At 27.6% G+C, this 25,745-nt stretch carries 23 protein-coding genes; 18 read left to right on the top strand and 5 right to left on the bottom strand.

Features of this window, described 5'->3' with window-relative positions; translation table 11 throughout:
- Positions 1 to 29: 29 nt before the first annotated feature.
- Positions 30 to 1,805, bottom strand: coding sequence for an arginine--tRNA ligase (gene argS, locus ACJJVY_RS09555; protein ID WP_405607421.1), 1,776 nt, complete (start codon positions 1,803 to 1,805; stop codon positions 30 to 32).
- An 88-nt stretch (positions 1,806 to 1,893) separates the two neighbouring features.
- Here argS and ACJJVY_RS09560 point away from each other — a divergent pair, with 88 nt between their 5' ends.
- From ACJJVY_RS09560 to ACJJVY_RS09595, 8 genes are all read left to right on the top strand, one after another.
- Positions 1,894 to 2,418, top strand: coding sequence for a YkgJ family cysteine cluster protein (locus tag ACJJVY_RS09560; protein WP_405607424.1), 525 nt, complete (start codon positions 1,894 to 1,896; stop codon positions 2,416 to 2,418).
- A 31-nt stretch (positions 2,419 to 2,449) separates the two neighbouring features.
- Entirely contained in the window at positions 2,450 to 3,286 is an 837-nt protein-coding gene (locus ACJJVY_RS09565) for a thioredoxin family protein (RefSeq protein ID WP_405607427.1), read from the top strand.
- Positions 3,287 to 3,557: 271 nt separating this feature from the next.
- Positions 3,558 to 4,793: an ABC transporter permease gene (locus ACJJVY_RS09570; RefSeq protein ID WP_405607430.1), complete on the top strand. Its 1,236-nt coding sequence runs from the start codon at positions 3,558 to 3,560 to the stop codon at positions 4,791 to 4,793.
- Between the two features lie 923 nt (positions 4,794 to 5,716).
- Complete coding sequence (locus ACJJVY_RS09575) at positions 5,717 to 7,006, top strand: dipeptidase (protein ID WP_405607433.1); 1,290 nt, start codon at positions 5,717 to 5,719, stop codon at positions 7,004 to 7,006.
- Positions 7,007 to 7,237: 231 nt separating this feature from the next.
- Positions 7,238 to 8,014 carry a hypothetical protein gene (locus ACJJVY_RS09580; protein WP_405607436.1) on the top strand — a complete coding sequence of 259 codons (777 nt, stop codon included), beginning with the start codon at positions 7,238 to 7,240 and terminating at the stop codon, positions 8,012 to 8,014.
- 1 nt (position 8,015) lies between these two features.
- A complete protein-coding gene (locus tag ACJJVY_RS09585) occupies positions 8,016 to 10,775 on the top strand; it encodes a carboxypeptidase-like regulatory domain-containing protein (protein ID WP_405607439.1) in 2,760 nt (919 codons plus the stop codon).
- 13 nt (positions 10,776 to 10,788) lie between these two features.
- Entirely contained in the window at positions 10,789 to 11,943 is a 1,155-nt protein-coding gene (locus ACJJVY_RS09590) for a DUF4249 domain-containing protein (RefSeq protein ID WP_405607442.1), read from the top strand.
- Between the two features lie 9 nt (positions 11,944 to 11,952).
- Positions 11,953 to 13,668: a hypothetical protein gene (locus ACJJVY_RS09595; RefSeq protein WP_405607445.1), complete on the top strand. Its 1,716-nt coding sequence runs from the start codon at positions 11,953 to 11,955 to the stop codon at positions 13,666 to 13,668.
- Positions 13,669 to 13,911: 243 nt separating this feature from the next.
- Here the strand turns inward: ACJJVY_RS09595 and lipA are convergent, their stop codons facing one another.
- From lipA to ACJJVY_RS09615, 4 genes are all read right to left on the bottom strand, one after another.
- Positions 13,912 to 14,781: a lipoyl synthase gene (gene lipA / locus ACJJVY_RS09600; RefSeq protein ID WP_405607448.1), complete on the bottom strand. Its 870-nt coding sequence runs from the start codon at positions 14,779 to 14,781 to the stop codon at positions 13,912 to 13,914.
- Positions 14,782 to 14,949: 168 nt separating this feature from the next.
- On the bottom strand, positions 14,950 to 15,510 hold the full coding sequence (locus tag ACJJVY_RS09605) for an RNA polymerase sigma factor (RefSeq protein ID WP_405607451.1): 561 nt from the start codon (positions 15,508 to 15,510) through the stop codon (positions 14,950 to 14,952).
- Entirely contained in the window at positions 15,501 to 16,604 is a 1,104-nt protein-coding gene (locus tag ACJJVY_RS09610) for a glycosyltransferase (RefSeq protein WP_405607454.1), read from the bottom strand. The genes ACJJVY_RS09605 and ACJJVY_RS09610 overlap by 10 nt, the downstream gene beginning before the upstream one ends.
- Before the next feature lie 17 nt (positions 16,605 to 16,621).
- Positions 16,622 to 16,825 (bottom strand): membrane or secreted protein, encoded by a 204-nt coding sequence (locus ACJJVY_RS09615; RefSeq protein ID WP_405607457.1) that lies wholly within the window; start codon positions 16,823 to 16,825, stop codon positions 16,622 to 16,624.
- 204 nt (positions 16,826 to 17,029) lie between these two features.
- On the opposite strand from ACJJVY_RS09615, the gene ACJJVY_RS09620 reads away from it, so the two are divergent.
- The 10 genes from ACJJVY_RS09620 (at position 17,030) to ACJJVY_RS09665 (ending at position 25,557) form a co-directional block, all read left to right on the top strand.
- Positions 17,030 to 17,608, top strand: a complete 579-nt coding sequence (locus ACJJVY_RS09620) for an RNA polymerase sigma factor (protein WP_405607460.1) — start codon at positions 17,030 to 17,032, stop codon at positions 17,606 to 17,608.
- A 73-nt stretch (positions 17,609 to 17,681) separates the two neighbouring features.
- Complete coding sequence (locus tag ACJJVY_RS09625) at positions 17,682 to 18,005, top strand: hypothetical protein (RefSeq protein WP_405607463.1); 324 nt, start codon at positions 17,682 to 17,684, stop codon at positions 18,003 to 18,005.
- Positions 18,006 to 18,010: 5 nt separating this feature from the next.
- Complete coding sequence (locus ACJJVY_RS09630; protein ID WP_405607466.1) at positions 18,011 to 18,526, top strand: hypothetical protein; 516 nt, start codon at positions 18,011 to 18,013, stop codon at positions 18,524 to 18,526.
- Positions 18,527 to 18,660: 134 nt separating this feature from the next.
- Positions 18,661 to 18,954 (top strand): EF-hand domain-containing protein, encoded by a 294-nt coding sequence (locus ACJJVY_RS09635; RefSeq protein WP_405607469.1) that lies wholly within the window; start codon positions 18,661 to 18,663, stop codon positions 18,952 to 18,954.
- A 185-nt stretch (positions 18,955 to 19,139) separates the two neighbouring features.
- The gene (locus ACJJVY_RS09640) at positions 19,140 to 20,252 is read left to right on the top strand and encodes a YHYH protein (RefSeq protein WP_405607472.1); all 1,113 of its coding nucleotides are present in this window, start codon (positions 19,140 to 19,142) and stop codon (positions 20,250 to 20,252) included.
- A gap of 21 nt (positions 20,253 to 20,273) precedes the next feature.
- The gene (locus ACJJVY_RS09645; protein ID WP_405607475.1) at positions 20,274 to 21,035 is read left to right on the top strand and encodes a YHYH protein; all 762 of its coding nucleotides are present in this window, start codon (positions 20,274 to 20,276) and stop codon (positions 21,033 to 21,035) included.
- Between the two features lie 2 nt (positions 21,036 to 21,037).
- On the top strand, positions 21,038 to 21,652 hold the full coding sequence (locus ACJJVY_RS09650) for a toxin-antitoxin system YwqK family antitoxin (protein ID WP_405607478.1): 615 nt from the start codon (positions 21,038 to 21,040) through the stop codon (positions 21,650 to 21,652).
- A complete protein-coding gene (locus tag ACJJVY_RS09655) occupies positions 21,621 to 22,295 on the top strand; it encodes an SCO family protein (RefSeq protein WP_405607481.1) in 675 nt (224 codons plus the stop codon). The genes ACJJVY_RS09650 and ACJJVY_RS09655 overlap by 32 nt, the downstream gene beginning before the upstream one ends.
- 141 nt (positions 22,296 to 22,436) lie before the next feature.
- Entirely contained in the window at positions 22,437 to 23,891 is a 1,455-nt protein-coding gene (locus ACJJVY_RS09660; protein ID WP_405607484.1) for an aryl-sulfate sulfotransferase, read from the top strand.
- 250 nt (positions 23,892 to 24,141) lie between these two features.
- Positions 24,142 to 25,557, top strand: a complete 1,416-nt coding sequence (locus ACJJVY_RS09665; RefSeq protein WP_405607487.1) for a CotH kinase family protein — start codon at positions 24,142 to 24,144, stop codon at positions 25,555 to 25,557.
- The last annotated feature ends 188 nt before the right edge of the window (positions 25,558 to 25,745 follow it).

Genomic DNA, 25,745 nt, shown 5'->3' on the forward strand with positions numbered 1-25,745 from the left:
CGCTTATAAACAATGCAATTTTAACTAATTTACATTCTCTCAGGAACCTGAATTCCTAATAGTAAAAAAGCAGATTTTATAGTATCAGCAACCTTTTTAGCCAACTGAACTCTAAACACTTTTTTATCTTGATTTTCTTCTCCTAAAATAGATACGTTTTGATAAAAAGAATTGAACTCTTTTACCAAATCATATGTATAATTTGCAATAACGGCAGGCGAGTAATTGGCAGCTGCTTGTTGCACTGTTTCTGGGTATAGCTCTAATTGTTTTAATAATTCTTTTTCTTTTTCGTGCAATTCAATCGTTACAGGTTGTGAGTAATCAAAATCTGCTTTTCTAATAATCGATTGAATTCTAGCATAAGTATATTGAATAAATGGACCGGTATTTCCTTGAAAGTCTACAGAAGATTTTGGGTCGAACAAAATTCTTTTTTTAGGATCTACTTTTAAGATAAAGTATTTTAAAGCTCCTAAACCAATTGTTTTGTATAATTCTTCTTTTTCTTCTTCAGAATAACCATCTAATTTCCCTAACTCTTCAGAAATTGTTCTGGCAGTATCTGTCATTTCTACCATTAAATCATCAGCATCTACAACCGTTCCTTCTCTAGATTTCATTTTTCCAGAAGGTAAATCTACCATTCCGTAGCTTAAATGATGTAGTTGTTTTGCCCAATCAAATCCTAATTTCTTTAAGATTAAGAACAATACTTGAAAGTGGTAATCTTGTTCATTACCAACGGTATAAACCATTCCACCAACATCTTCGTAATCTTTTACACGTTGAATTGCTGTACCAATATCTTGTGTCATATAAACTGCAGTTCCGTCTGAACGTAACACAATTTTTTCATCCAAACCATCTTCAGTTAAATCACACCAAACAGAACCATCTTCTTTTTTATAGAAAACACCTTTTTCTAAACCTTGTGCAACAACATCTTTACCTAATAAATAGGTGTTACTTTCATAATATAGATTATCAAAATCTACACCCATGTTTTTGTAAGTAACATCAAAACCTGCATAAACCCAAGCATTCATAGTTTCCCAAAGAGCAACTACTTCTTTATCTCCTGCTTCCCATTTTAAAAGCATTTGTTGCGCTTCAACAAATAAAGGGGCTTCTTTTTTAGCTTCTTCTTCCGTTTTACCTTCAGTAATTAATTGAGCTATTTCTTTTTTGTATTCTTGATCAAATTTTACATAGTAATTACCAACTAATTTATCACCTTTTAAACCTGTAGATTCTGGAGTTTCTCCGTTTCCGAATTTCTCCCAAGCCAACATAGATTTACAAATATGAATTCCTCTGTCGTTAATAATTTGTGTTTTGTAAACTTTTTTACCAGCAGCTTTTATAATTTCTGCAACAGAATACCCTAATAAATTATTACGTACATGACCTAAATGAAGCGGCTTGTTTGTGTTTGGTGATGAATATTCTACCATAATGGCTTTTTCATCCGTATTTGGTAAAACAAAACCGTAAGAATTGTTTGAATATATAGAGTTAAATAAATTTGTGTAGAAAGAATCATCTACAACTAAATTTAAAAATCCTTTTACGACATTATAATTGATGATTTCTGTAATATTTTCTACTAAATATTTTCCTAAATCTTCACCAATAGCAACAGGATTTCCTTTTTTATATCTTAATAAAGGGAAAACAACTACCGTAATATCTCCTTCAAATTCTTTTCTAGTTGCCTGAAACTCTACAGATGGAATTTCTATATTGTATAATGCTAAAAAACCTTCTTTTACTTTGGTTTCTATGGTGTTTTGAATGCTCATTTAATCTCTAAAATTGAATTGCGAATTTACATATTTTTATTTGTTTTTTAGAATGATTTTTGGTTTAGAATAATTGTACTTTTGCACTATGGAAAAACGCTTGCAACAACTCCCAAAATTAGCAGAAGAAGCTAAAAAAGAAAACCTAAAATATTTTACAAACTTAAAAAAAAGAACACCTAAAAATTTAGATTATGTAATGCAAGAATTACATGATAATGAGTTTGCAAAAACAGATTGTTTAGAATGCGGAAATTGTTGCAAAACTACTAGCCCTATTTTTACAGATAAAGATGTAGAGCGTATTTCTAAACACTTAAAAATGAAAGTTGCTAATTTTACAAAGCAATATTTAGAAAGAGATGAAGACGATTTTATGGTTTTAAAAACAGCGCCTTGTTCTTTTTTAGATGAAAGTGATAATACGTGTTTTATTTATGATGTTCGCCCAAAAGCTTGTGCAGAATATCCACATACAAATCGTAGAAAATTTATTGGTATTACAGACTTAACTATTACAAATACTTCTATTTGTCCTGCCACTTATAATATTGTAGAAGCCTTAAAAAAGAAAATACCTTTAGAGTCTAATAAGAAAATTAGAAGAAAATAATTTTTTATTGATTATTTTTGGAAGAAAAGTTATGAAAAAAATAATAGTATCTCTTGTCTTTGTTTTTACATTTATAAATAAATCTAATGCCACGCAATGGATGAGTTCTTTTGAAGATGCTAGAAAAATGGCAATTTCAACTAATAAATTAATTTTAGTAGATTTTTGGGCAATTTGGTGTGGCCCCTGTAAACGTATGGATTCTGAATCTTGGAGTGATGCTGAATTGCAAGGTGTCATAAATAATTTTATTCCATTAAAGATAGATATTGATACTGATAAACAAATGTCTAAAAAGTATTCTGTAAGAGGAATTCCTTATGTTTTTATTTTAGACCCTAATGGAGAAATTGTTTTTAGTAAAATGAGTTATATGAATAAAAACGAAGTAAAACAGCTTCTTAATAAGTTCTCTGTCAATACGGCTTTATTACAATCTGAATTTACTGAATTTTATAAAAATAGAACGGGAGATTCTACTTTAGATATTGCAAATAAATATTTTGATTATTCATTATTTGTTGATAAAGCATTAAGAAATAATTTTTTAAAACTAGGTAGTGTATATCTAAAAAAAGCGAAAAATTTATTTGAAAATGAAGGAAGAAAAAAGAAAGAATCTCAAAAGATTGGTTTGCTAGGTAATGTTTATAAAAAACTAATTCAGGGTAAATATGAGAAATCTTTAAAGATGTTAAATAAATTTAAAGGGGGAGCTATAGAAGAAAAAAATAAACCTTTGTATGATTTCTTAAACTTTGCAATTTATAATAAGTTAGAAAATAAAGAGCAAGCAAAATTGTGGTATGAAAAATTAAAAAAACATAAAGATGCTAAGTTATTTTTGATGAAATCTAGAAAAGTATAGATTTAAAAATCTGAAATAGAAAAATGTTATAGATATTAATTTTTTCTTTTTATAATAAAATTATTCAAGCTGCAATAAGGGGTGTCATTTGTTTACAAAAACTTTAGAGATAGTTTCTTAAATAGCTTTATAAATATAATAGACATTATGATTTAGTCTATCTAAAATAATTATAGGTTTTTAAAGTTTTATATAAGAAATCAACTAAAAATAGAGTGAAAGAAATAATATTTAATATGTATTTTTACCAAGGTTAAAATTTATCATCAATTTGAATTACGAGTTATTTATTGCAAAACGTATTATTGCTGGCAAAAAGTATAAGAATAGTATTTCATCACCAATAATTAAAATAGCAATTAGTGCAATTGCATTGGGTATTATCATTATGCTTATTGCTGTAGCTACAGGTGCAGGTTTGCAATATAAAATTCGCGATAAAATGGCGGGTTTTAAAGGTCATATTCAAATTGTGAATTACGATTCTAATAATTCTGATGTTTCTACAGTTGCAATAAGTAAAAATCAAGATTTTTATCCGGAGTTTAAAGATATAGAGGGTATTAAAAATGTGCAGGTCTTTGCCAATAAAGCAGGACTTTTAAGAACTAAGACAGATTTTGAAGGTGTTGTTTTTAAAGGGGTTTCTACAGATTATAATTGGGATTTCTTTAATGAATACTTGGTAGAAGGTAGAATACCAAATTTAGCATTGCCAAGAACCAAAGAAGTTTTATTATCTCAAACAATTGTTAATCGTCTGCATTTAAAGTTGGGAGATACTATTTTTGCTACTTTTCTTAAAACATCAACCAGTAAGTTACCTTCTAATAGAAAATATACAATTGTAGGAATTTATAGCTCTGGCTTTGCTCAGTTTGATAAAATGATGATGATTGGTGATCTTAGAGAAGTACAAAACCTTAATAAATGGACAGAAAATGAAGTTGGTGGTTTTGAAGTTCTTTTAGAAAGTTTTGATGATATTGAAATAAAAGGACAAGAAATTTATGGAGATATTGGTGCAACTCTAAATGCAAAAACAATTGTAGAAAGTTACCCCTCTGTTTTTGAATGGATTCAGCTTTTTGATAATAATGTATGGTTTATAATTGCTATTATGATTTTAGTAGCAGGTATAAATATGATAACTGCTTTACTTGTTTTAATCTTAGAGCGAGTACAAATGATTGGTATCTTAAAAGCTTTAGGTAGTGCAAATACAAGCATTAGAAAAATATTTTTATACAATGCTTCTTATCTTATTTTAAAAGGACTTTTTTGGGGGAATATTATAGGTTTATCTATTATTTTTATTCAAGATTATTTTAAAGTTATTACTTTAAACCCAGAAACTTATTATGTAAATACAATGCCTGTTTACATTTCTTTATCTCAAATTTTATTATTGAATTTAGGTACATTAGTGATGTGTTTTTTAATGTTGATAATACCTTCTTACATCGTTACCAAAATTCACCCATCTAAGTCTATTAAGTTTGCTTAAGTTTTAACTACTTCCTTTCGTCGTTTATATTATTGTATTCGTCGAAAAAAAAATAGGATAGCAAATAAATAATGTTTCTTTATAATGTCTTGAAGAATTAATTACATGAACTTTTAAGTTGAGGGACTTATTTGGGATTGATACTAATCGTCTAAAATTAACTTTTTAGGCGATTTTTTTATTTTATATATTTTTAATTAGATAAATTTATATAAAGAAATTAGCTTTCCATAGGCTTACGCTCTAATAAAAAAACGTTAGTTTATTAATCGTAGTATTTTGTTATTTCAACGTTTTAAAATGTATTATTATCGAAATCAGGGTTTTAAATTAAGTGTTTAGTTGTTTATTTGTAGAGTCTTAAAGAATTAATTATCATATTTTATAAGTTAAAGGGTTGAAACAAATCGTCTGAAATTTAATTTTAGACGATTTTGTTATTTAAAAGTGTTTTTGTTTTTTGATGCTAATTTTAGTTTATTAAATTAGAGAGGATAAATAAACTTAATTCATTTAAAATTTCTAAAACAATCAAAAACCATTCGTCTAAGTAACTTGTTAATTCGTCGAATATTTAAATCAAATCATCGAAAGTAAATTTTTTCATCTGATTTAAATCGTTTCTTTGAAATGAATTAAGAGATAAATATTATTTCTTTTAATGGTTTTAAAGAATTAATTATAATATTTTTATAAGTTGGGGGACTTGTAATATTTAATATAAATCGGTTGAAATTTATTTTTAACCGATTTTGTTGTTTTTAGACTATTACTTCCTGAATAAATACAGTCAATATTTATACTTATCATATTTTAGAGCACCATATTTTATCATACTCAAATTTATTATTGCATCTTCTTTTTTTAAGAAACTTTTTTTTTATTCTTAGTATATTTAGGCAATTCAAATCAAATACTTTATTATGAAATACCTAAAATTACTGTTACTTCTAGCGGTTGTTACTTCTTGTAAAAAAGAAGAAAAAAAAGAAGAAGATCTTTTATCTAAAGCAAAATCAATTCATAAACGAGTTATGACTTTAGATACGCACGTAGATATTAATGTATCTAACTTTACAGATTCAGTTAATTATACTCAAAAATTAACAAACCAAGTTAATCTTCCTAATATGGAAGAAGGAGGTTTAGATGTTGCTTACTTTATTGTCTATACAGGTCAAGGAGAGTTAAATGAAGAGGGGTATGCAAAAGCATATGATAATGCAATGAGTAAATTTAATGCAATACATAAACTTACAGAAGAAATTGCACCAGATAGAATTGGTTTAGCAACAACATCAGAAGAAGCAAGAGAAATTTATGCATCTGGTAAAAAAGTAGCGATGATTGGTGTAGAAAATGCATACCCGTTAGGAGAAGATATTTCTAGAGTAAAACAATTTTACGATTTAGGAGCAAGATATATGAGTCTTTCCCATAATGGACATAGTCAATTTTGTGATTCTAATACGGGAGAGAAAGATAGTATTTGGTTACATAATGGTGTAAGTGATCTAGGAAAAGAAGTAATTAAAGAAATGAATAAGTGGGGAATTATGATTGATGTTTCTCACCCTTCTAAAAAATCGATGCAAGATATGATTGCGCTTTCTAAAGCTCCAATTATTGCATCTCATTCTTCTTCTAGGGCATTATGCGATCATAGTAGAAATTTAGATGATGAACAATTAGAATGGCTAAAAGAAAATGGCGGGGTTGTACAAACTGTTGCTTTTAGTTCTTATGTAAATACAGAAAAGGATGCAAAATATAAAGATGAATTGGTAAAAGTAATTCAAACTTTAGCTGATGAACAAGGTGTAACTTTAACTCCTAGAAGAGAAATAAGAAAATTAAAAGGAGAAGAACGAGAAGATGCTATTGCTATTTATATGAAGTTGTCTAAAGAGGCAAAAGCTAAAATGAATTCTTCTACGGTAAACCCAGTAGATGTTGCAGATTTTGTAGATCATATAGATTATCTAGTTGAAAAAATAGGAATTGATCATGTAGGGATTAGTTCTGATTTTGATGGTGGTGGTGGAGTAGAAGGATGGAATGATGCTTCTGAAACACTAAACGTAACTATAGAATTAGTAAAAAGAGGATATACAGAAGAGCAAATAGAACAATTATGGAATGGTAATTTATTACGTGTTTTAGATGAGGTTGCAGAAATTGCAAAAGAAATTCAAGAAGAGGAAGCTGTTTAATCTTTCTAAAAAGTATACTAAAAATAAAAAACCATCTCCCTTTGAGATGGTTTTTTTTAATTCAAATAATTTACACCGTGAAAATAGTTTACAAAGTTATTTTCATTAATTATTGTCCAAGTATTATGCCAAACATAGTTTGTTAAATTTATTTTGTTAAACTTAACAAAAATGATTGTTAAAATTTTTTTCCATTGTTGTTTTAAAATTTAATTCGATTACTTTTAAAAAATGAATAAAAGGAGTCTATTAGTTTTAATATTTATTCTTACATTAATGTCTAATAGAACTAAAATCTATGCGCAAATAGATTTAGAGTCAAAAGACTATTATGTTTGGTTTGATGCTGTGGTTGGTAATGGAAATTCAGGTATTTATAATGGTACTATATTTTTAGAAAAATTTAAAGCTAAACCAGGTAATCATCGCTTCTTTCTTGATGATGATTATAAATTAGGTAATCTTATTTATGATAATCAAGCTTATTATAACATCTATTTAAAGTACGATATTTATGATGATCAGTTAATCGCAAAACTACCTTATCAAGATAATTTTTTGTTTTTAAGATTGATAAAAGAAAAAATTGATTTTTTTGAATTGAATATTGATAAAATTGACAATTCTACAGAAAAACATTCATTTGTAAATAGTAGAACAAGACCTTTAATTCTAAATGATGATTTTAACGGTTTTTATCAAATTTTGTTAAAAACAAAAATTGCCACTTTATTAAAAAAGAATTACAAAGAAAAATCGGAGTTAATTGATAATAATTTAGCCTACACCAAATTTTATGAAAGAAGTTACTATGTATTGTTAAAAGGCAATACTTATTATCCTATAAATTCTAAAAAAGAGTTGATTAGAGTTTTTTCAAATCAAAAAAAATACATTTCGCTTTTTTATAGAAGAAATAGAAAACTTTTTAAAGTAAATGAAACTGATTTTTATAAAAATCTGCTAAGTGATCTTCAATTATTAATAGAAAAAACTGCAATTAAATAAAATGAAAAAAAATATATTCTTAATTTTATTTTTCTGCGTTTACATACTTAATGCCCAACAAAATCAACAAATTACATTAACTTATACAGCTTTAACTCCTAAAGAGGTTTTAAAAAAGATAGAAGAAAAAACTTCGTATCGTTTTTATTATGTTGATGATTGGTTAAATGACAATAATTTAGTTTCTGGAAATTATATAAATGTGGCACTCTCGGAAGTTTTAAATGATCTTTTTAATAATACACTCATCAACTATTATATTCATTCAGATCAAAAGGTAATACTATCTCTAAATAGTGTTATTCACAATCGATTTCCTAATTTGGTTTGGAAAGAAAAAGTAGATGAAGAACAAATAAATGATATAAAAAAAAGTGCTCCTATTTTTTATAGTGAAGTTGCAACAAACCAGTCTTTTAATACTCAGGTTGTAAGAATTGGTAAAGAATCTAAAAATTCAACAGAAAAAAGGTATACGCTTAGTGGTTTTGCAAAAAATGTTACTACAGGAGAAATTATTCCTAATTTAGTCTTATTAGTACAAAATAGTTCAATTTCTGCGGTTACAGACGATAAAGGTTTTTATTCAATTCAGCTGCCTGTAGGTGCAAATGTTATAGAAGCAACATCAATAGGATTTTCATCACTTAAAAAAACGATTGTAATTTATAACAACGGAAAATATAACTTTTTACTAAAAGAAAGTTCTGTGCTATTAGATGAATTAATTATTGAAGCTGGTAAAGATAAAAACATTAACGAAGCCATTACTGGAGTTACAACCATAAAAATTCAGGATATAAAAAACATTCCTTTAATTTTAGGAGAAAGAGATATTTTAAAAGTTGCTACTGCTTTACCCGGAATAAAAAAAGCTGGTGAAGGTTCTGCAGGATTTAGTGTTAGAGGAGGTAAAGAAGATCAAAACCTAATACTTTTAGATGATGCTGTATTATATAATCCATCTCATTTTTTTGGTATTTTTTCAGGAATCAATCCTTTTACTTCTGGTGATGTAGATATTTATAAAGGCTCTATTCCGCCTGAGTTTGGAGGTAGATTATCTTCTGTTTTTAATATTAAAACAAAAGATGCTGATTTTAATGAATTTAAAGGTGAAGCAGCAATTGGGCCAATAACAAGTAATTTAGCACTACAAATTCCTATTGTAAAAGAAAAAGCGAGTTTAATAATTGGAGGTAGAGCTACTTATTCTAATTGGGTTTTAAAATCAATAGAAGACGAAAACCTAAGCAATAGTAGTGCATCTTTTTACGATACAAATTTAAAATATTCACATAAACTAAGTGACAAAGACAAACTAGAAGTATCTGCTTATTATAGTAAAGATGCTTTTAGTATTACTTCAGATTCTTTACAAACTTATTCTAACAGATTATTCTCTGTAAAGTGGAATCGTAAATTTAGCGAAAAGAGTAGTGGAGATTTAATTGTAGCCAACAGTGAGTATAAATTTAATTTACAGTTTGATGAAAACTCTATAAATGATTTTGAGCTAGATTATAGAATTACTGAAACTGAGCTAAAATTAAAAATGAAATATTTAGCCAATGAAAAGCATAAATTTGAATACGGAATATCTAATAAACTTTTTAATGTATCACCAGGAAATATAAAACCAAAAGGAACACAATCTATTGTAGAAGTTTTTAATACACCAAAAGAAAGAGGTTTAGAGTCTGCTATATTTTTTGCTGATAGTTATAAAATCAATAAAAAACTGCAAGCAAATTTAGGTTTAAGATTCTCTTTATTTACAGCTTTAGGTCCATCAACACAAAACGTTTACGATGCCAGTTTACCTAAAAATGAAAATACTATCACAGATATTAAAATATATGATGATAACGAAGTTATTAAAACTTATGGAGGCCCAGAAATAAGATCATCTTTAAGATATTCTTTAACTAAAAGTTTTTCTTTAAAAGCAGGTTTTAATAGTACTTATCAATATATTCATACATTATCAAATAATACAACAGCTTCGCCAACGGATACTTGGAGATTGTCTAATCTAAATATAAAACCACAACAAGCAAATCAGGTTTCTTTTGGACTTTTTAAAAATCTAAATGGTAATGAGTATGAATTGAGTTTAGAAAGTTATTATAAAACCAGTAAAAATATTCTCGATTATAAAGTAGGAGCTAATTTATTATTGAATCAAAATATAGAATCTGATATTTTACAAGGTAAAGGACAAGCTTATGGCGTAGAATTTTTGTTAAAGAAAAATAAAGGACGATTAAATGGTTGGTTAGGCTATAGTTATTCGCGTTCTTTTATTCAGTTAGATAGTCAGTTTAGAGAAGAAAGAGTTAATAATGGAAACTATTTTCCAGCTAATTTTGATAAACCACATGATTTAAACATCATTGCCAATTACAAAATAACAAAGAGGTACAGTTTTTCTGCAAATTTTGCATATCAAACAGGTAGGCCAGTAACTTATCCTATTGGTAATTTTATGCTAAATGGAGAAGAAAGAGTTTTGTATAGCGATCGAAATAAATTTAGAATTCCAGATTATTTTAGATTAGATATAGGTTTTAATGTGGAAGGGAACCATAAAATTAAAAAACCAGGTCATGGTTTCTGGAATATCTCTGTTTACAATGTGTTAGGAAGAAATAATCCATATTCTGTGTTTTTTGTAACTGATGGAGGAGAAATTAAAGCTTACAAAAGTTCAATATTTGCATTTCCAATACCAACAATTACATATAACATAAGTTTCTAAACTAGTATTAATTATGAAGAAAATAATTTATTTCATTTCCATTGGTATTCTCTTAGCAATTACAAATAGTTGCATTGAAGAATTTGAAGCTGCTACTGAAGGATTTGAAGATGCATTAGTTATAGAAGCTAAACTTACAAACGAGTTAAAAAATCATCAAATAACACTATCTAGAACATACACATTCGAAGATTATGTACCAACTTACGAGTCTGGAGCTGTAATTAAAATAGAAGCTAGCAATAACAATACTTATAGTTTTACGGAAACTGGTATAGGTATCTATACTTCTGATGTAATGTTTAAAGCAGAACCGAATTTAGATTATACCTTAACCATCGAGACACAAGATGGTAAAGAATATAAGTCTCAAAACACAAAACTTACCAATGTAACTACTATAGATGATGTATATGCAGAACCTGCTTTTAATGATGATGGAGAAGAAGGTATAGGTTTATATGTAGATAGTTTTGATGCTGATAATGCTTCTAAATATTATGGTTATGAATTTGAGGAAACGTATAAAATTATAGCACCTTTTTGGACACCGGATGATTTAATTTTAAATTCATCAGGAGGTTTTTCTGTTGTTCCAAGGTCTCAAGAAGAGCAAACCTGTTACCAAACTATTGCTTCTCAAGGCAGAATATTAGCAGATACCAATCTTTTAGAAGAAGATAGAATTTCTAAGTTTTTAATAAAATTTATCCTAAGCGATGATATAAGACTTAATACTAGGTATAGTATTTTGGTAAAACAATATATACAATCTAGAGAATCGTATAATTATCTTAAAGTTTTAGAAGAGTTTTCGAGCTCACAAAGTTTATTATCACAAATTCAGCCTGGTTTTTTATCGAGTAATATTTATTCAGTAAACGATTCAGATGAAAAAGTTTTGGGTTTTTTTGAAGTGTCTTCTATTTCTGAGAAAAGAATATTTTTTGATAGAACAGATATTTTAGAAACTTCTTACCCTTGGGTTTGTAATATTATAGACCCACCAGTAGATGAATTAAAAGCATTGGTTAGATTAGATAGAGTAAGTCTTATTTACCAAAAGCCAGGAGGAGAAGAGGGCGGTCCTTATGATGTAGTTACACGAGTTTGTGGAGATTGTACAATGTCAGGATCTAATATTAAACCAGATTTTTGGGTAGATTAAATTTATAAAATGAAAAAAAATACACTTTTATTATTCTTAATATGTTTTTTTTCTGAGAGCTATTCACAAAATAATCAGCAAAATTCTGAGTTATTTAAGAATATACCTCAAGAAAATATTTTTATACATTATAATACCAGTTTTTTGCTTTCGGGTGAACAACTGTTGTATAAGGTGTATTGTTTAAACTCCAAAACCAATAAGCTTACAAATTTAAGTAAAGTTGTTTATGTAGAGTTAATAGATGATAATTATAAAGTTCATTTTAAGCATAAAATTTTATTAAAATCTGGCTTAGGTCAAGGAGATTTTTTTATACCAACTTCAATAAAATCAGGAAACTATAAAATTGTGGCTTATACAAAATGGATGATAAATGGAGGAGAAAATAATTTTTTTCAAGGAGATGTTGCTATCTTAAACCCATTTGCTGATAATTCTAAATATTTAAGTAAAGAAAAGAGAGATAATCAGACTTTTGAAAATAGAGAAGTTAAGAATACTACTAACTCCATAAATTTATTTTTAAATAAACAATTATTTAAAAGTAGAGAAAAAGTTACTTTAGATATTAAAGCAGAAGATATAAACCAAATTGCTGGTAATTATTCTATTTCAGTACGCAAAGTAGAAGAATTTAATGTTCCTGAAAAACATAATAGTAGTACTTATTTATCATTATATCAAGATAATAAATCAGAACAATTAATTTGTTTTCCTGAATTTAGAGGAGAATTATTATCTGGAAAAATAATTGATAAAAATTCAAAGAAAGCAATTCCATTTGTAAATGTCTCGATATCTATTCCAGGTAATGAATATATCTTTAAAGTTTCTAAAACGGACAGTGTAGGTAATTTTCATTTTATTATCGATAAAACTTATACTTCATCTAAAGCTACTATAGAAATAGATAATGATAATCGAGAAAATTATCAAATAATAATGAATGAAGATGATGTTATAAATTATGAGAATCTTGTATTTAACGATTTTAGCTTATCAGAAAAAGCAAAGAAATATATAGAACAAAGAAGTATTTATAATCAAATTGAAAATGCTTTTAATTTGAAAAAACAGGATTCTGTAAAAAAGTATGTTAATAAAGATAAGTTTTTTGGGACAAACGTTTATACTTATTATTTAGACGATTACAATAGATTTTCTACTTTAAAAGAAACCTTAACAGAAATAACAGGACATTTATATTATTCAAAAAAAAAGAATCAATATTCTATAAAAATATTAGGTGTTGATTTTCTCTATAAGAACAACAATCCATTGTTACTTGTAGATGGTTTGCAAATATTGAATCATAATGATATTATTGATTTAAAAACTAAACAAATTAAAAAAATAATTGTTGTAAAAGACAATTATGCTTATGGAGCAAAACTTTACAATGGTGTAATTATACTAGAAACATTTAAAGGGGATTATAAAAATTTAGTAAATAAAGATTATAAAAAAAATGTTAACTTATTTAAACCCTTGGCACCTAAAAAGTATTTTAATCAAAAATATAATTTTAAAAAGCAAGAAGAGAGAATTCCAGATTTTAGAAATCAATTATTTTGGAAATTGAATTGTGAGTTATTAAAGAAGTCTAATAAATTTAATTTTTATACTTCGGATAATCTAGGTATTTATGAAATTAACATAGAAGGGTTTACTCATAGAGGGAAACCTGTTTCAATAAAAACTACATTTGAAGTTGTTAACTAACGATTAAAAAATAAAAACCATCTCTAACAGAGATGGTTTTTTAATTCAATTAATTCAAATAATTTACACAATGAAAACAGTTTACAAAGTTGCTTTCAATCTTTTACTATGTAATTACACTGCAAAATTAATCAAATATTTAATATTTAAAGCATAAAATCAGTTTTTAGTTTTTATTTAACAAAAAAAACGACTCCAAATGAGGAATCGTTAATTTTTTGTGAAGTAAAGCTTAATTTAAGGTTAATTGGCATGTTTATGAGCTTTGTAAGAAGAGCGCACTAAAGCACCACTTTCTACATACATAAAGCCCATTTCTAAACCAATAGTTTCATATTTTTTAAATTGCTCTGGAGTAATAAATTCTTTTACAGGTAAATTCTTTTTAGAAGGTTGTAAGTACTGGCCAATTGTAATAATATCTAACCCAACCTCTCTTAAGTCTTTCATAGTTTGTATTACTTCTTCTTCTTTTTCTCCTAAACCAAGCATTAAACCACTCTTAGTACGCATTCCTTTTTCTTTTAGGTATTTTAAAACGCCTAAACTTCTTTGGTATTTAGCTTGTATACGTACTTCTCTTGTTAACCTAACAACGGTTTCCATATTATGAGAAACTACTTCTGGATGCACATCTATAATTCTATCTATTTGTTTTGTGTTTCCTTGAAAATCAGGGATTAAAGTTTCTAGAGTTGTGTTTGGGTTTGCTCTACGAATTGCATCTACAGTTTCTGCCCAGATAATAGAACCACCATCTTTTAAATCATCTCTATCTACAGAAGTAATAACGGCATGTTTAATTTTCATTAATTTTATTGAACGAGCAACTTTTTCTGGTTCATCCCATTCTACAGTATCTGGTCTTCCTGTTTTTACACCACAAAAACCACAAGAACGCGTACAAATATTACCAAGAATCATAAAGGTTGCAGTACCTTCTCCCCAACATTCACCCATGTTTGGGCAGCTTCCACTAGTACAAATAGTATTTAATTGATATTTATCTACTAAGGTTCTTAATTCTGTATATTTTTTACCAACGGGTAGTTTTACACGTAGCCATTTTGGTTTTTTTTGTTTTTCCGGAAGTATTACAGATTCTATCGCCATATCTATGTAAATTTAAGTACAAATATACGAAGGAAAATATAAAAAGTAGGATTAAGAAACGGAAGTAATTTATATGATAATGTGTCTTAAAATAAGAAAAGATTTAATGATTTTTAAGTCATTAAATATCATTTTGTTAAATATTAAAAAAGGAAAAAATGTTTTTATTTAAGATTTATTGATAATCTCCGCTAGTAATTTTTTAGCTCGTAAAAGTTTAACTTTCACATTATTCATTGGTTCGTTTATTTGTTGCGAAATTTCTTTATAAGATAATTCTTGAAAATAACGTAATTGAATAATTTCTTGATATTTAGGTTTTAATTGCTTTATATCTCTTAAGAGTTTAGCTAAATTTTGTTCAGTAATAATTTTGTCTTCTGGAGTAGGGCTTTCATCAACAACCAAATACGCTTTTTCTTCTTGTTCTTTAGAAGTATCTGCAGAAATGGAAATATTTTTTTTTCTTATTAAATCTATATGTACATTTTTAGAAATAGTAATTAACCAAGTTTTAAAAGTGTATTTTTCGTTATAAGTATCAATTTTATCAAAAGCTTTAGAAAAGGTTTGAATAGTTATATCTTCTGCTTCATTTTCACTTCTAGTTCTTTTTAATTGATAATTATAAACCGAAGACCAAAAAGTGTCTAAAAGATATTTAAAAGCAGATTGATTTCCGTTTTTAGCTTTAGAAATATTTACTTCAAGTTTATTATTTATTTCCAATGATTTGGTTTTGAAGACAAATTAGTGATAAATATTGATAAGTGAAATATAAGAAGACCAATTTCTAAGAAAGGTAAGAAAAAAGTAATTAATGGTTCTTTTAATTTTTTAGAAGCAAAACCAATTACTATAAATTGTACTAAATAATAAGTAAGTACTATTGGTAAAATAATTTTCCATGTAAAAAAGAAAAACAATACAGAGGCTAAAAGAAAAAATAAAATTTTAGAAATAAAAAATAAACTTAAAAATAACTTATGTTTATTCTTGTAGTGTTTTGCTGTAGAAATATGTCTTCTTTTTTGATGAAACCATTCTTTAAAGTTTTTAGGAGCAATAGATTCTGTAAAACTATTTTTAGATAAAGCATAAGTTGTATTTTTCTTATTAGCTGCATCTTGTATAAATAAATCATCATCACCAGATCTAATATGCATATGATTTATAAAACCTTTTATATTAAAAAATTCGTTTCTGTTATAAGCTAAATTACGTCCAACAGCCATATAAGGAGATCCTAATTTAGCATAACTAAAATATTGAATGGCGGTTAATAAAGTTTCGAATCGTACAAAAAGGTTGACTAATTTATTTTCTTGTTTATATTTTCCATATCCTAAAACAATGGTTTTTTCTTTAGAGAAGTTTTCACTCATTTTAGAAATCCAATGTTTAGAAATAGGTTTGCAATCTGCATCTGTAAATAATAGATGGTCGTATTTAGCTGCTTTAATACCTAAGGTTAAAGCATATTTTTTGTTTCCCCAAAAAGCCTCAGTATTTTCAACATTAACAATTTTAATGTTTTCGTGTTCCTTTTCAAAAGACTCCATAACACCTAATGTTTCATCATAGGATGCATCGTTTATTAAAACAATTTCAAAATTAGAGTATTCTTGTTTTATAATTGATGGCAAGAAGCTTTGAAGGTTTTTAGCTTCATTTTTTGCACAAATAATTACAGAAATAGACTCGTTTAAAGAGCTATTTCTTTTCTTTTTTTTATCAAATAAAAAAGATGAAAAAACAAGGTAATAAATAATTTGAATTGCTGCAAAAACTACAAAAGAGTAGAAAAGTACAGTTAAAATCATTTAGTTAAAAAAGTATATTAATTATGTTCTGGTTCAGCACAAGTTTCAAACTGATCTGGTGTTTTACCACAAAAACCACAAGATTCTCCCGTTTTATTTAACATTGGGTTTTGGCTAGCACAAGTACCTGCAAATTTACCATCCTTTTTTGCCCAAATTTTAATTGCAATTCCTGCAACACCAAGACCTAGTAACCCTAAAGTAAGCAATAATAATTTCATAAAAAGTAATTATATTGCAAAGGTACGTATTCTAATTATTTCTTTAAAATCTATCACATATTTTTTATTTTATGAGCTAATTATTATAAATATTTACTCTATTTTTTTTATTTATTTATCGTAGACCTTATAGAAATACATAATAATATAAAAGGCTGTTTTTAAGACAGTCTTTTTTTTGTATGTTTACTTTTTTTAAAAAATTTGGAAGAACAAGACTTTATAGATAAATTAAAACAAGGAAAGCAGTCTGCTTATAGTCGATTAATAAGCGATTTTCAGCAGAAGGTGTTTGGTACCTGTATCTCTTTTATTCCAAATAAAGAAGATGCAGAAGATGTTGCGCAAGAAGTTTTTTTAGAAGTTTTTAAATCTATAAATAAATTTAAAGGCGATTCTAAATTATCTACATGGATTTATAAAATTGCAACTAATAAATGTTTAGAGTTTATCAGAAAGAAAAATACAAAAAAGAGGTTTGCGTTTATGCAAACTATTTTAGGAAATGAAATTCCTATAGATAAAACAAGTTACTTTACAGAAGTAAACCATCCAGGAATTTTACTAGAAAATAAAGAAAAATCAGCAATTATTTTTAAAGCAATTAACACTTTGCCAGAAAGTCAAAGAGTGGTGTTTACTTTAGCTAAAATTGATGGTAAAAGTTATCAAGAAATAGTAGAAATTACAGGTAAAAGTTTATCATCTGTAGAGTCTGTAATGTTTAGAGCTAAGAAAAGTTTGCAAGAAAAATTAGAAAATTTCTATAAATTAGAAAATTAACACAAGATTAACGCAAGTTTTTAGATGACTTAGCATCTAAATAATTATAAATCATTGTTTAGAATAGATTAAAATGAAAAATAAAGAACATATAAACAAACAGGTAGAAGATACTTTTAAAGTATTAGACGCTATAGAAAAGGTTGAAGTAAATCATTTTTTTGAACATAAAGTTTTGCAGAGGCTTAATACAGAAAAAGAAAAGAAGAAATCTGTTTTCTTTTGGTTTACACCTCAATTACAATTAGCTACGTTATGTGTTGTATTGTTATTAAATTTCGGAACAATTTTTTACGTTTTTAATAATACTACAAATTCATCTAATTCAATATCAGATATAGAAGCTTTTGCGCAAGAGTATTCTTTGCAAACTAGTAGTACTTCTATTTTAAATTAACAGTTATGAAATCAAAACTACTTCCTATTTTATTAATTTTTCTAATACTATTAAACGGTTTTTTAATCTTTATGTTGATAGAAAAACCATATGAAAACAAAAGAGAGTTTCAAAAAAGAAGTTTTTTAACAGAGCAATTAGATTTTTCAGAAACTCAAAAAAAGCAATTTGAAGAGCTTGATGAAGTTCATAGAGACTTTATGAAGAATATAGATAAAACAATCATGGTTCAAAAAGATGTTTTGTTTAATTCTTTTCAAAAAGAAGATTTTAATATTGATTCTTTAACCAATAAAATAGGACTTTTACAAGCTAAGAAAGAATCAGAAGTTTTTAGGTTTTTTAAAAAAGTAAGAACCATTTGTAATGAAGAACAAGCTATTAAAGTTGATAAATTAATAAAACAAGCATTAAGAGGAGCAGGAGGAGATGCAGGTCCTCATCAAGATGGGCAAAGAATGCCGCCGCCAAGGGATGGAGAGATGCTACCTCATAAAGAAGGTATGCCACCGCCAAGATAAAAAGGTTTAAAATGTATAAGAAAAAGCTCTGTTAATTTATTAACAGAGCTTTTTTGTTAAAGTAAAGTTAACGTGCACAAGTTTTTTTAAAAAGCTACATCTAAACTTTTATAAACTTAATAAAGAAATTAAAAATGAAAAAATCAGTAAATAGAGTTTTAACAATTTTAGGATTAACATTAGCAATGTCAGCAACGTCATATGCACAATCTAGTAACTCAGAAGATAGACCAAAAGGCCCACCAACTTTTAAGCAACTGTTAAAAGAATTGGATGCAAATGAAGATGGTAAGATTTCTCTTAAAGAATCTAAAGGACCTTTAAAAGAAGATTTTAAAAAAATTGATACAGATGAAGATGGATTTTTATCAGAAAAGGAAATAAAAAATGCTCCTAAACCTGAAAGAAAAGAAAGACCTACAAATTAATTTATAAGATTAACTGTTTCATATAAAAGTTAGTTGTAAATAATGATTTGAATTAAAGAAATATAAAGATTTTTGGTTTGGTTAATTTTTGGCTTCATGAGGGATCATGAGGCCTTTTTTTTGAAAAAAAACATAAAACTACCGCAAGTTAATTTTATAAATATCATCTAATTATAAAACAAAAGATGCAAAAAAAATATTTTATACCAATTATTATAATGAGTGTTTGGTTTACGTCATGTAAAACCCAGAAAGCAGAACATTCACATTCTCATAGTAATGAGGTACAAGATCATACACATTCAGTAGAAAATTACTTTGAATCTTATAGTCTTGTAGATGGGAATTACGGAACAAAAACAATTGTAACTGTAAATAATGGTGTTAGAATAATGGTAACTAATGCATTACCGAACCATAAAACGGGAGAGTTTCCAAGAAAAGGAAATCCTAATACTATTTCTGCCCAAAATAGAACTTATACATTTTCTACAACTCCTAAGTTAAAAGATAAACCAACTTGGGTAAGAGAACCAGGAGTTGCTTTAAATGGGATAAAATTTGAGCCAGGTACAGCAGAAGTAGTTGTTTGTGAAACCGGAGAAAATTATAGAGTAGAGGCATTACAAGATGTAATAGATTTAGGTTTAGACTTTAATCATGCACATGTACAACCTACAGGCGCATATCATTATCACGGTTCACCAACTTCTGTAATAGAAAACTTAGATACTGGTAAAGATTTGGTTCATATTGGTTTTGCACACGATGGTTTTCCTATTTATTATTCTAAAAGTGGTGCATATAAACCAAGTTATAAGCTATTAGGTGGTAATAGAGAAGGAGAAGATTGTTCTTATTCAAACCCTAAACAAACAATAGATATTTCAGTTGGAGGTCATCATGATGGAACGTATGGATCAGATTATGAGTTTGTGGCAAATTCAGGAGATTTAGATGAATGTAATGGTACTACTATAGATGGAGAATATGTTTATTTAGTAACAAATGAGTTTCCTTACGTAAGTAGGTGTTTAATGGGAGAAGTTAAAGAAGAACGAAATGGACCTCCAAGAAACGGAGAACAAGGAGGGCAAAGAGGTCAAGAGGAAGGAAGAAGACAACCAAGAAGTTTTAGTGAATTATTAGAGGTTATGGACACAAATAAAGATGGAAAATTGGCAAAAGAAGAAACTAAAGGTCCTTTAGCTGAGCAATTTTCTAGATTAGATTCAAATAAAGATGGTTTTCTAACAAAAGAAGAACTAGAAAAAGAAAGAAGACTAGATAGAAGATAAAAATAATAAAACCAATTAAAAATGAAAAACCAAATTATAAAAACTACAGCTCTTATAGCAATACTTTTTTCGATGATAGTTTCTTGTACTTCAGATAGTGAATCTGATTTAGATTCTGATGCAAGTGTTGATGATGAAGTTTTAACGGAGCTACATGCTGCATATGCAGAATTTAATACTGGTGCAACTGATATTTACTTATCAAATGGAGGTACAACTGTTACTATAGAAACTACTGGTTTACCTGATCATGAAACAGTTTATTGGGGAGAAGGAAATGATTTGTATTTAGATGAGCCGGATGTAGCAACAACGCCTTCTGTTATGTCTAGTAATAATAATGCGGTAACAATTACCGTAGATGCTACACCAAATTTAATAGGTAGTACAGTTAGTACGGCCTTAAATACTATTGGTATTGCAGTAAGTGGAGCATCAATTTTTAATGATCAAGAAGGTAATGGTGCTTTAGATGAAGCCGCTGCAAGTTTAGATTGGACTGGAGCACATATTGGCCCTGGTGTTTATCATTATCATTTAGAGCCAAAAGCATTTACAAATGATGATACTAATTTAGTTGGTATATTATTAGACGGAGTGTTTTTGTATGGTAGAAGAGATTATCCTTCTAATGAATATCCAACAGATTTAGATGAATCTGGTGGTCATTTTGGTCCAACACCTCACAATCCAGATGGTGAATATCATTATCATATAATTAATGAATTATATTCTACAACAGGTTCTTATATTGCTTTTGAAGGTCCTTATCAAGGTTACTAAAAATGAAATTTATTAAATTTTTTTTATTGTTAATTTTTATTATTGGTTGTAAGAATGCAACGGATAATAAAACTATTGTAGCTGTAAAAAAAACATTAGAAATAGATAGCAATAATATTATACATAAAGATAGTTTAGTCTTAAACGGTAATGAAGGTAATTGGTATTATAAAAACAAACTGTACAATGGTTTTGCTGTAAAATATCATAAAAATGATACTTTAAGTGAAAAAACTGGTTTTTATAACGGAAAAAAACAAGGAGTTTACAGAGTCTGGTATAAAACAGGAATGTTAAAATTAAGATCTCATTACAACCAAAATGCTTTAGAAGGGAATTATAAAACTTGGTGGAGCAATGGTTTTTTAGCATCTGATGTTTCTTTTATTAAAGGAAAAAAAGAAGGTGTAGAAAAACAATGGTATAATGATGGAACTTTATCTAAAGAAAGAAATTTATTAAACGGACAAGAAGAAGGTTTGCAAAGAGCTTGGTTACAAAACGGAAAGATTTATGTGAATTATGAGGCCAAAAACGGAAGAACTTTTGGTATGAAACGTGCAAATTTATGTTATCAATTAAAAGATGAAAAGGTTGAAGAGAGAAAAAAAATATAGTTTTTTACTACTAATAGTTTTGTTTTTTATTAGTTGTAAAAAAACAGATAAAAAAGAAATAATTAGTAGAATTGATGTACTTCCTTATTATAATGAAGCTTCTTTTACACCAAACTGGATTGATAAAAAAAGTAATGAATTAAATAGTTTTCATAAAATTCCAAAGTTTAATTTAATAGATCAAGAAGGAAACAAAATCACAGAAAAAACATTTGAAGATAAAATTTATGTAACAGATTTTTTCTTTACTACTTGTCCTGGTATTTGTCCAATGATGACAAAGAATATGAATTTGGTGCAAGAAGCTTTTAAAAATGATGATACTGTTTTAATGCTTTCTCATTCTGTAACCCCAACAAAAGATTCTGTTCCGCAACTTAAGAGTTATGCTTTAGAACATAATGTTGGTAAAAAATGGCATTTAGTTACCGGAGATAAAACTGAGATTTATGATTTAGGTAGAAAATGGTACTTTGTAGAAGAAGATTTAGGAGAACCAAAAGGGATTGACGATTTTTTACACACAGAAAATTTTATCCTAATTGATAAAAACAAACACATTAGAGGCATTTATAATGGCTTAAATAAAAACTCAGTAAAGCAGTTAATAGAAGATATTAAAACACTACAATTAGAAATGTAATATTTGGGGGAATAATACATTTAATAACCTCATCATTTATTTGATGAGGTTTTTTACTTTCTATTAATAATTTTTAATAAAAATAACACAAGTTTATTTTCTTAAAGTCATCTAAAATCTTATCAACTTAAAACAGATATAATGATAAAAACATCTTTAAGAATTAGTATGATTTTGTGTGTAATTATGTTATTTAATAGTTGTTCATCAGAATATAATACACCATCCGAAGAAGAAGAGGATGATAGTGTTGATACAAACGAAGTAGTAAATGATAATTATACGGTTGGATTAAGATTAAATACAGAAGACGCTTACGATGGGTATACATTATTCGCACCTATTTTAAGTACTACAACTTATTTGATTGATAATTGTGGAGACGAAGTGTATAGTTGGCCTTCTAATTACGAGCCTTCTCATTCTGTTTATCTTTTAGAAAATGGTTATTTATTAAGAACGGGTAATGATAACAATGCTAGTTTTAATGCTGGTGGAAGAGGGGGCATTATAGAAATGATAAATGCAGACGGGGATGTCGTTTGGGATTATACAGTATCTACTACAACTGAATGTCAGCATCATGATATAGAATATATGGAGAACGGAAATATATTGATTATTGCTTGGGATAAAAAAACTTCTACTGAAGCAGAAAATTTAGGTAGAACAGATGATATATCAGAATTATGGTCAGAAAAAATTATCGAAATTAAACCAGATATTACTGCGGGTACAACAGAAGTTGTTTGGGAGTGGTATGCAACAGATCATATTATACAAGATGAAAATGATACATTGTCTAATTTTGGTGTTGTTGCCGATCACCCAGAGTTATTAGATGTTAATTTTGATTATGATAGTGATGAAGAGGAAGATTGGTTACACTTTAACGGTATTGATTATAATGAAGAGTTAGATCAAATTTTAGTAAGTAGCAGAAGTTATAGTGAGTTTTATATTATAGATCATTCTACAACAACAGAAGAAGCTGCATCACATAGTGGTGGTACATTTGGTAAAGGTGGAGATATTTTATACAGATGGGGAAATCCTCAGACTTATGATATGGGAGATGAAGGAGATCAAAAATTGTATGTACAACACAATGCAAATTGGATTGAAGATAGTTATACAGACGGAGGGATGGTAATGGTTTTTAATAATCAAGCAGGTAATAGTTATTCTACTGTAGATGTAATAGATACAGAAGTTAATGCAGACGGTTCTTATACTCTTAATGATGGTGTTTATGGAGCATCAGATTTTCAATGGACTTATTCTGCAGATTCTCCAACAGATATGTATTCTGCTTATATATCGGGTGCAACAAGATTACCAAACGGTAATACATTAATTTGTGTGGGTGCTACAGGTTATTTTACAGAAGTAAATTACGAAGGAGAAACTGTGTGGGAATACGTAAATCCGGTTAATGTTTCTGGTGCAATATCTCAATACACTTCTATTACAGATGGTAGTAATCGAGTTTTTAGAGCAGAAAAGTACGCTACAGATTTTATAGGATTAGAAGATTATACTTTAACATCACAAGGAACTATAGAAAGTGGTTCTGATTACGATTGTTCTTTATAAAAATATTTTTTTTGGTTTGATGAGTGAAAAGACTTTATGAGAAATCATAGAGTCTTTTTTTTATTATAAGAAACAAAAATTATTAAAATAAAACACTTTACAAATGGGTAAAAAGATGGAGATTTACTTTAAATGTTAATTTAATGGTTTTTTTATGTAAAAATAAAGTTATCAAACACAAGTTTTTTTAACTAAATGCATCTAATCTTATATACAAAACAAAAAATAAGTATAGCATAAATTAAAAATTATGAAAAATAGTAGTACTAAATTATTGTCAATTTTATTTTTACTAGTCATTTTTTCTTGTTCTAGTAATGAAATTTCTGATGTAGATGTAAGTGTAAATGACGATGATACAGCTGAAGTAGAAATTGATGATACAGATTTTGATCCTACAGATTGGACAACGGATACACATAGTAATGATGCAGAACCAAACTTTGATGAAGTTTTTGAAGATAATACCGTAAAAAGATTAGACTTTGTAATTTCTGAAAATAATTGGCAAAGTATGTTAATAGATATGACCTCCTTATACGGAACTTTTGGTACAGGAAGAGGTTCTTTTTCTGATGATGACGATGATCCTATTTTTGTTCCTGGTCAAGTTTTTTACGAAGGTACAGAATGGTATAAAGTAGGTTTACGTTTTAAAGGAAATTCAAGTTTAGCTTCATCTTGGTCTAGCGGAGTTTTAAAGCTATCTTTTAAGTTAGATTTTGATGAATTTGAAGATGATTACCCTCAAATTAAAAATCAACGTTTTTATGGATTTAAAAAATTAAGCCTTAAAAATAATTATAATGATGATTCTTTGTTAAGAGAAAAAGTAGCTACAGATGTATTTAGAAATGCTGGTTTAGCAGCCTCTCATACCGCTTTTTATACTTTGTATGTAGATTACGGTGATGGTCCTCAATATTTTGGTTTATACACTTTGGTAGAAGAAGTAGACGATACGCTTATAGAAACACAATTTACTTCTGACGAAGAAGGAAATCTTTATAAACCAGATGGAGATGCAGCTTCTTTTGCTAGCGGAACTTACGATGAAGACGAGTATGTAAAGAAAAATAATGAAGACGAAGCAGATTTTACAGATGTAAATAGTCTATTAACAATTTTACACGATGGCTCTAGAACATCAGACCCAGAAACTTGGAGAGCTAATTTAGATGCAGTTTTTGATACAGAAGTTTTTCTTAAATATTTAGCTGTAAATACTGTAATTCAAAATTGGGATACTTACGGGAGAATGACTCACAATTATTATTTATACAACAATCCAGAAACGGATAAATTAACATGGATTCCTTGGGATAATAATGAATCTCTACAAACAGGAAATCAACAAGGGTCTTTGCCTTTAAATTTTTCGGGTTTAAGCTCTTCTAGTTGGCCTTTAATAGGTTATTTATATCAAGATGATGTCTATAAAGAAAAGTATGATGCATATGTTCAAGAAGTAATCGACGGCCCTTTTAATGAAACTACAATGCAAGAGTTGTATACAAATTATCAATCTTTAGTAGAAGAATATGCAACATCAGAAGTTAATGGTTTTACATTTTTAAATAGTAGTTCTAGTTTTTATTCTGCCATAAGCACATTAAAATCTCATGTTACTTCTAGAAAGAATGCAGTTGAATCTTATTTAGACTAAATGGAATCTCTGTAATTATTGTAACTGATTGCATGTCAAAGTTATTGTAAAAAAAAATGCCTCATCGTTATTGATGAGACATTTTTTTTTGGTTTTTTTTAACAAATTCGGCACAAGTTTTACAAAATGTTAGCATCTATATATTAGTAACAATTTAATAACAAAAACTTAATTTTAAAGTAATTTTT

It is taken from the genome of Polaribacter sp. Asnod1-A03 (genome assembly GCF_045063585.1).
In the GTDB taxonomy this organism is placed as follows: Bacteria; Bacteroidota; Bacteroidia; order Flavobacteriales; family Flavobacteriaceae; genus Polaribacter.

Excerpts from the sequence above, each read along its gene's own strand:
- argS (WP_405607421.1), bottom strand. The coding sequence starts at position 1,805 with ATGAGCATTCAAAACACCATAGAAACCAAAGTAAAAGAAGGTTTTTTA.
- ACJJVY_RS09560 (WP_405607424.1), top strand. The coding sequence starts at position 1,894 with ATGGAAAAACGCTTGCAACAACTCCCAAAATTAGCAGAAGAAGCTAAA.
- ACJJVY_RS09565 (WP_405607427.1), top strand. The coding sequence starts at position 2,450 with ATGAAAAAAATAATAGTATCTCTTGTCTTTGTTTTTACATTTATAAAT.
- ACJJVY_RS09575 (WP_405607433.1), top strand. The coding sequence starts at position 5,717 with ATGAAATACCTAAAATTACTGTTACTTCTAGCGGTTGTTACTTCTTGT.
- ACJJVY_RS09580 (WP_405607436.1), top strand. The coding sequence starts at position 7,238 with ATGAATAAAAGGAGTCTATTAGTTTTAATATTTATTCTTACATTAATG.
- ACJJVY_RS09585 (WP_405607439.1), top strand. The coding sequence starts at position 8,016 with ATGAAAAAAAATATATTCTTAATTTTATTTTTCTGCGTTTACATACTT.
- ACJJVY_RS09590 (WP_405607442.1), top strand. The coding sequence starts at position 10,789 with ATGAAGAAAATAATTTATTTCATTTCCATTGGTATTCTCTTAGCAATT.
- ACJJVY_RS09595 (WP_405607445.1), top strand. The coding sequence starts at position 11,953 with ATGAAAAAAAATACACTTTTATTATTCTTAATATGTTTTTTTTCTGAG.
- lipA (WP_405607448.1), bottom strand. The coding sequence starts at position 14,781 with ATGGCGATAGAATCTGTAATACTTCCGGAAAAACAAAAAAAACCAAAA.
- ACJJVY_RS09610 (WP_405607454.1), bottom strand. The coding sequence starts at position 16,604 with ATGATTTTAACTGTACTTTTCTACTCTTTTGTAGTTTTTGCAGCAATT.
- ACJJVY_RS09615 (WP_405607457.1), bottom strand. The coding sequence starts at position 16,825 with ATGAAATTATTATTGCTTACTTTAGGGTTACTAGGTCTTGGTGTTGCA.
- ACJJVY_RS09625 (WP_405607463.1), top strand. The coding sequence starts at position 17,682 with ATGAAAAATAAAGAACATATAAACAAACAGGTAGAAGATACTTTTAAA.
- ACJJVY_RS09630 (WP_405607466.1), top strand. The coding sequence starts at position 18,011 with ATGAAATCAAAACTACTTCCTATTTTATTAATTTTTCTAATACTATTA.
- ACJJVY_RS09635 (WP_405607469.1), top strand. The coding sequence starts at position 18,661 with ATGAAAAAATCAGTAAATAGAGTTTTAACAATTTTAGGATTAACATTA.
- ACJJVY_RS09640 (WP_405607472.1), top strand. The coding sequence starts at position 19,140 with ATGCAAAAAAAATATTTTATACCAATTATTATAATGAGTGTTTGGTTT.
- ACJJVY_RS09645 (WP_405607475.1), top strand. The coding sequence starts at position 20,274 with ATGAAAAACCAAATTATAAAAACTACAGCTCTTATAGCAATACTTTTT.
- ACJJVY_RS09650 (WP_405607478.1), top strand. The coding sequence starts at position 21,038 with ATGAAATTTATTAAATTTTTTTTATTGTTAATTTTTATTATTGGTTGT.
- ACJJVY_RS09655 (WP_405607481.1), top strand. The coding sequence starts at position 21,621 with ATGAAAAGGTTGAAGAGAGAAAAAAAATATAGTTTTTTACTACTAATA.
- ACJJVY_RS09660 (WP_405607484.1), top strand. The coding sequence starts at position 22,437 with ATGATAAAAACATCTTTAAGAATTAGTATGATTTTGTGTGTAATTATG.
- ACJJVY_RS09665 (WP_405607487.1), top strand. The coding sequence starts at position 24,142 with ATGAAAAATAGTAGTACTAAATTATTGTCAATTTTATTTTTACTAGTC.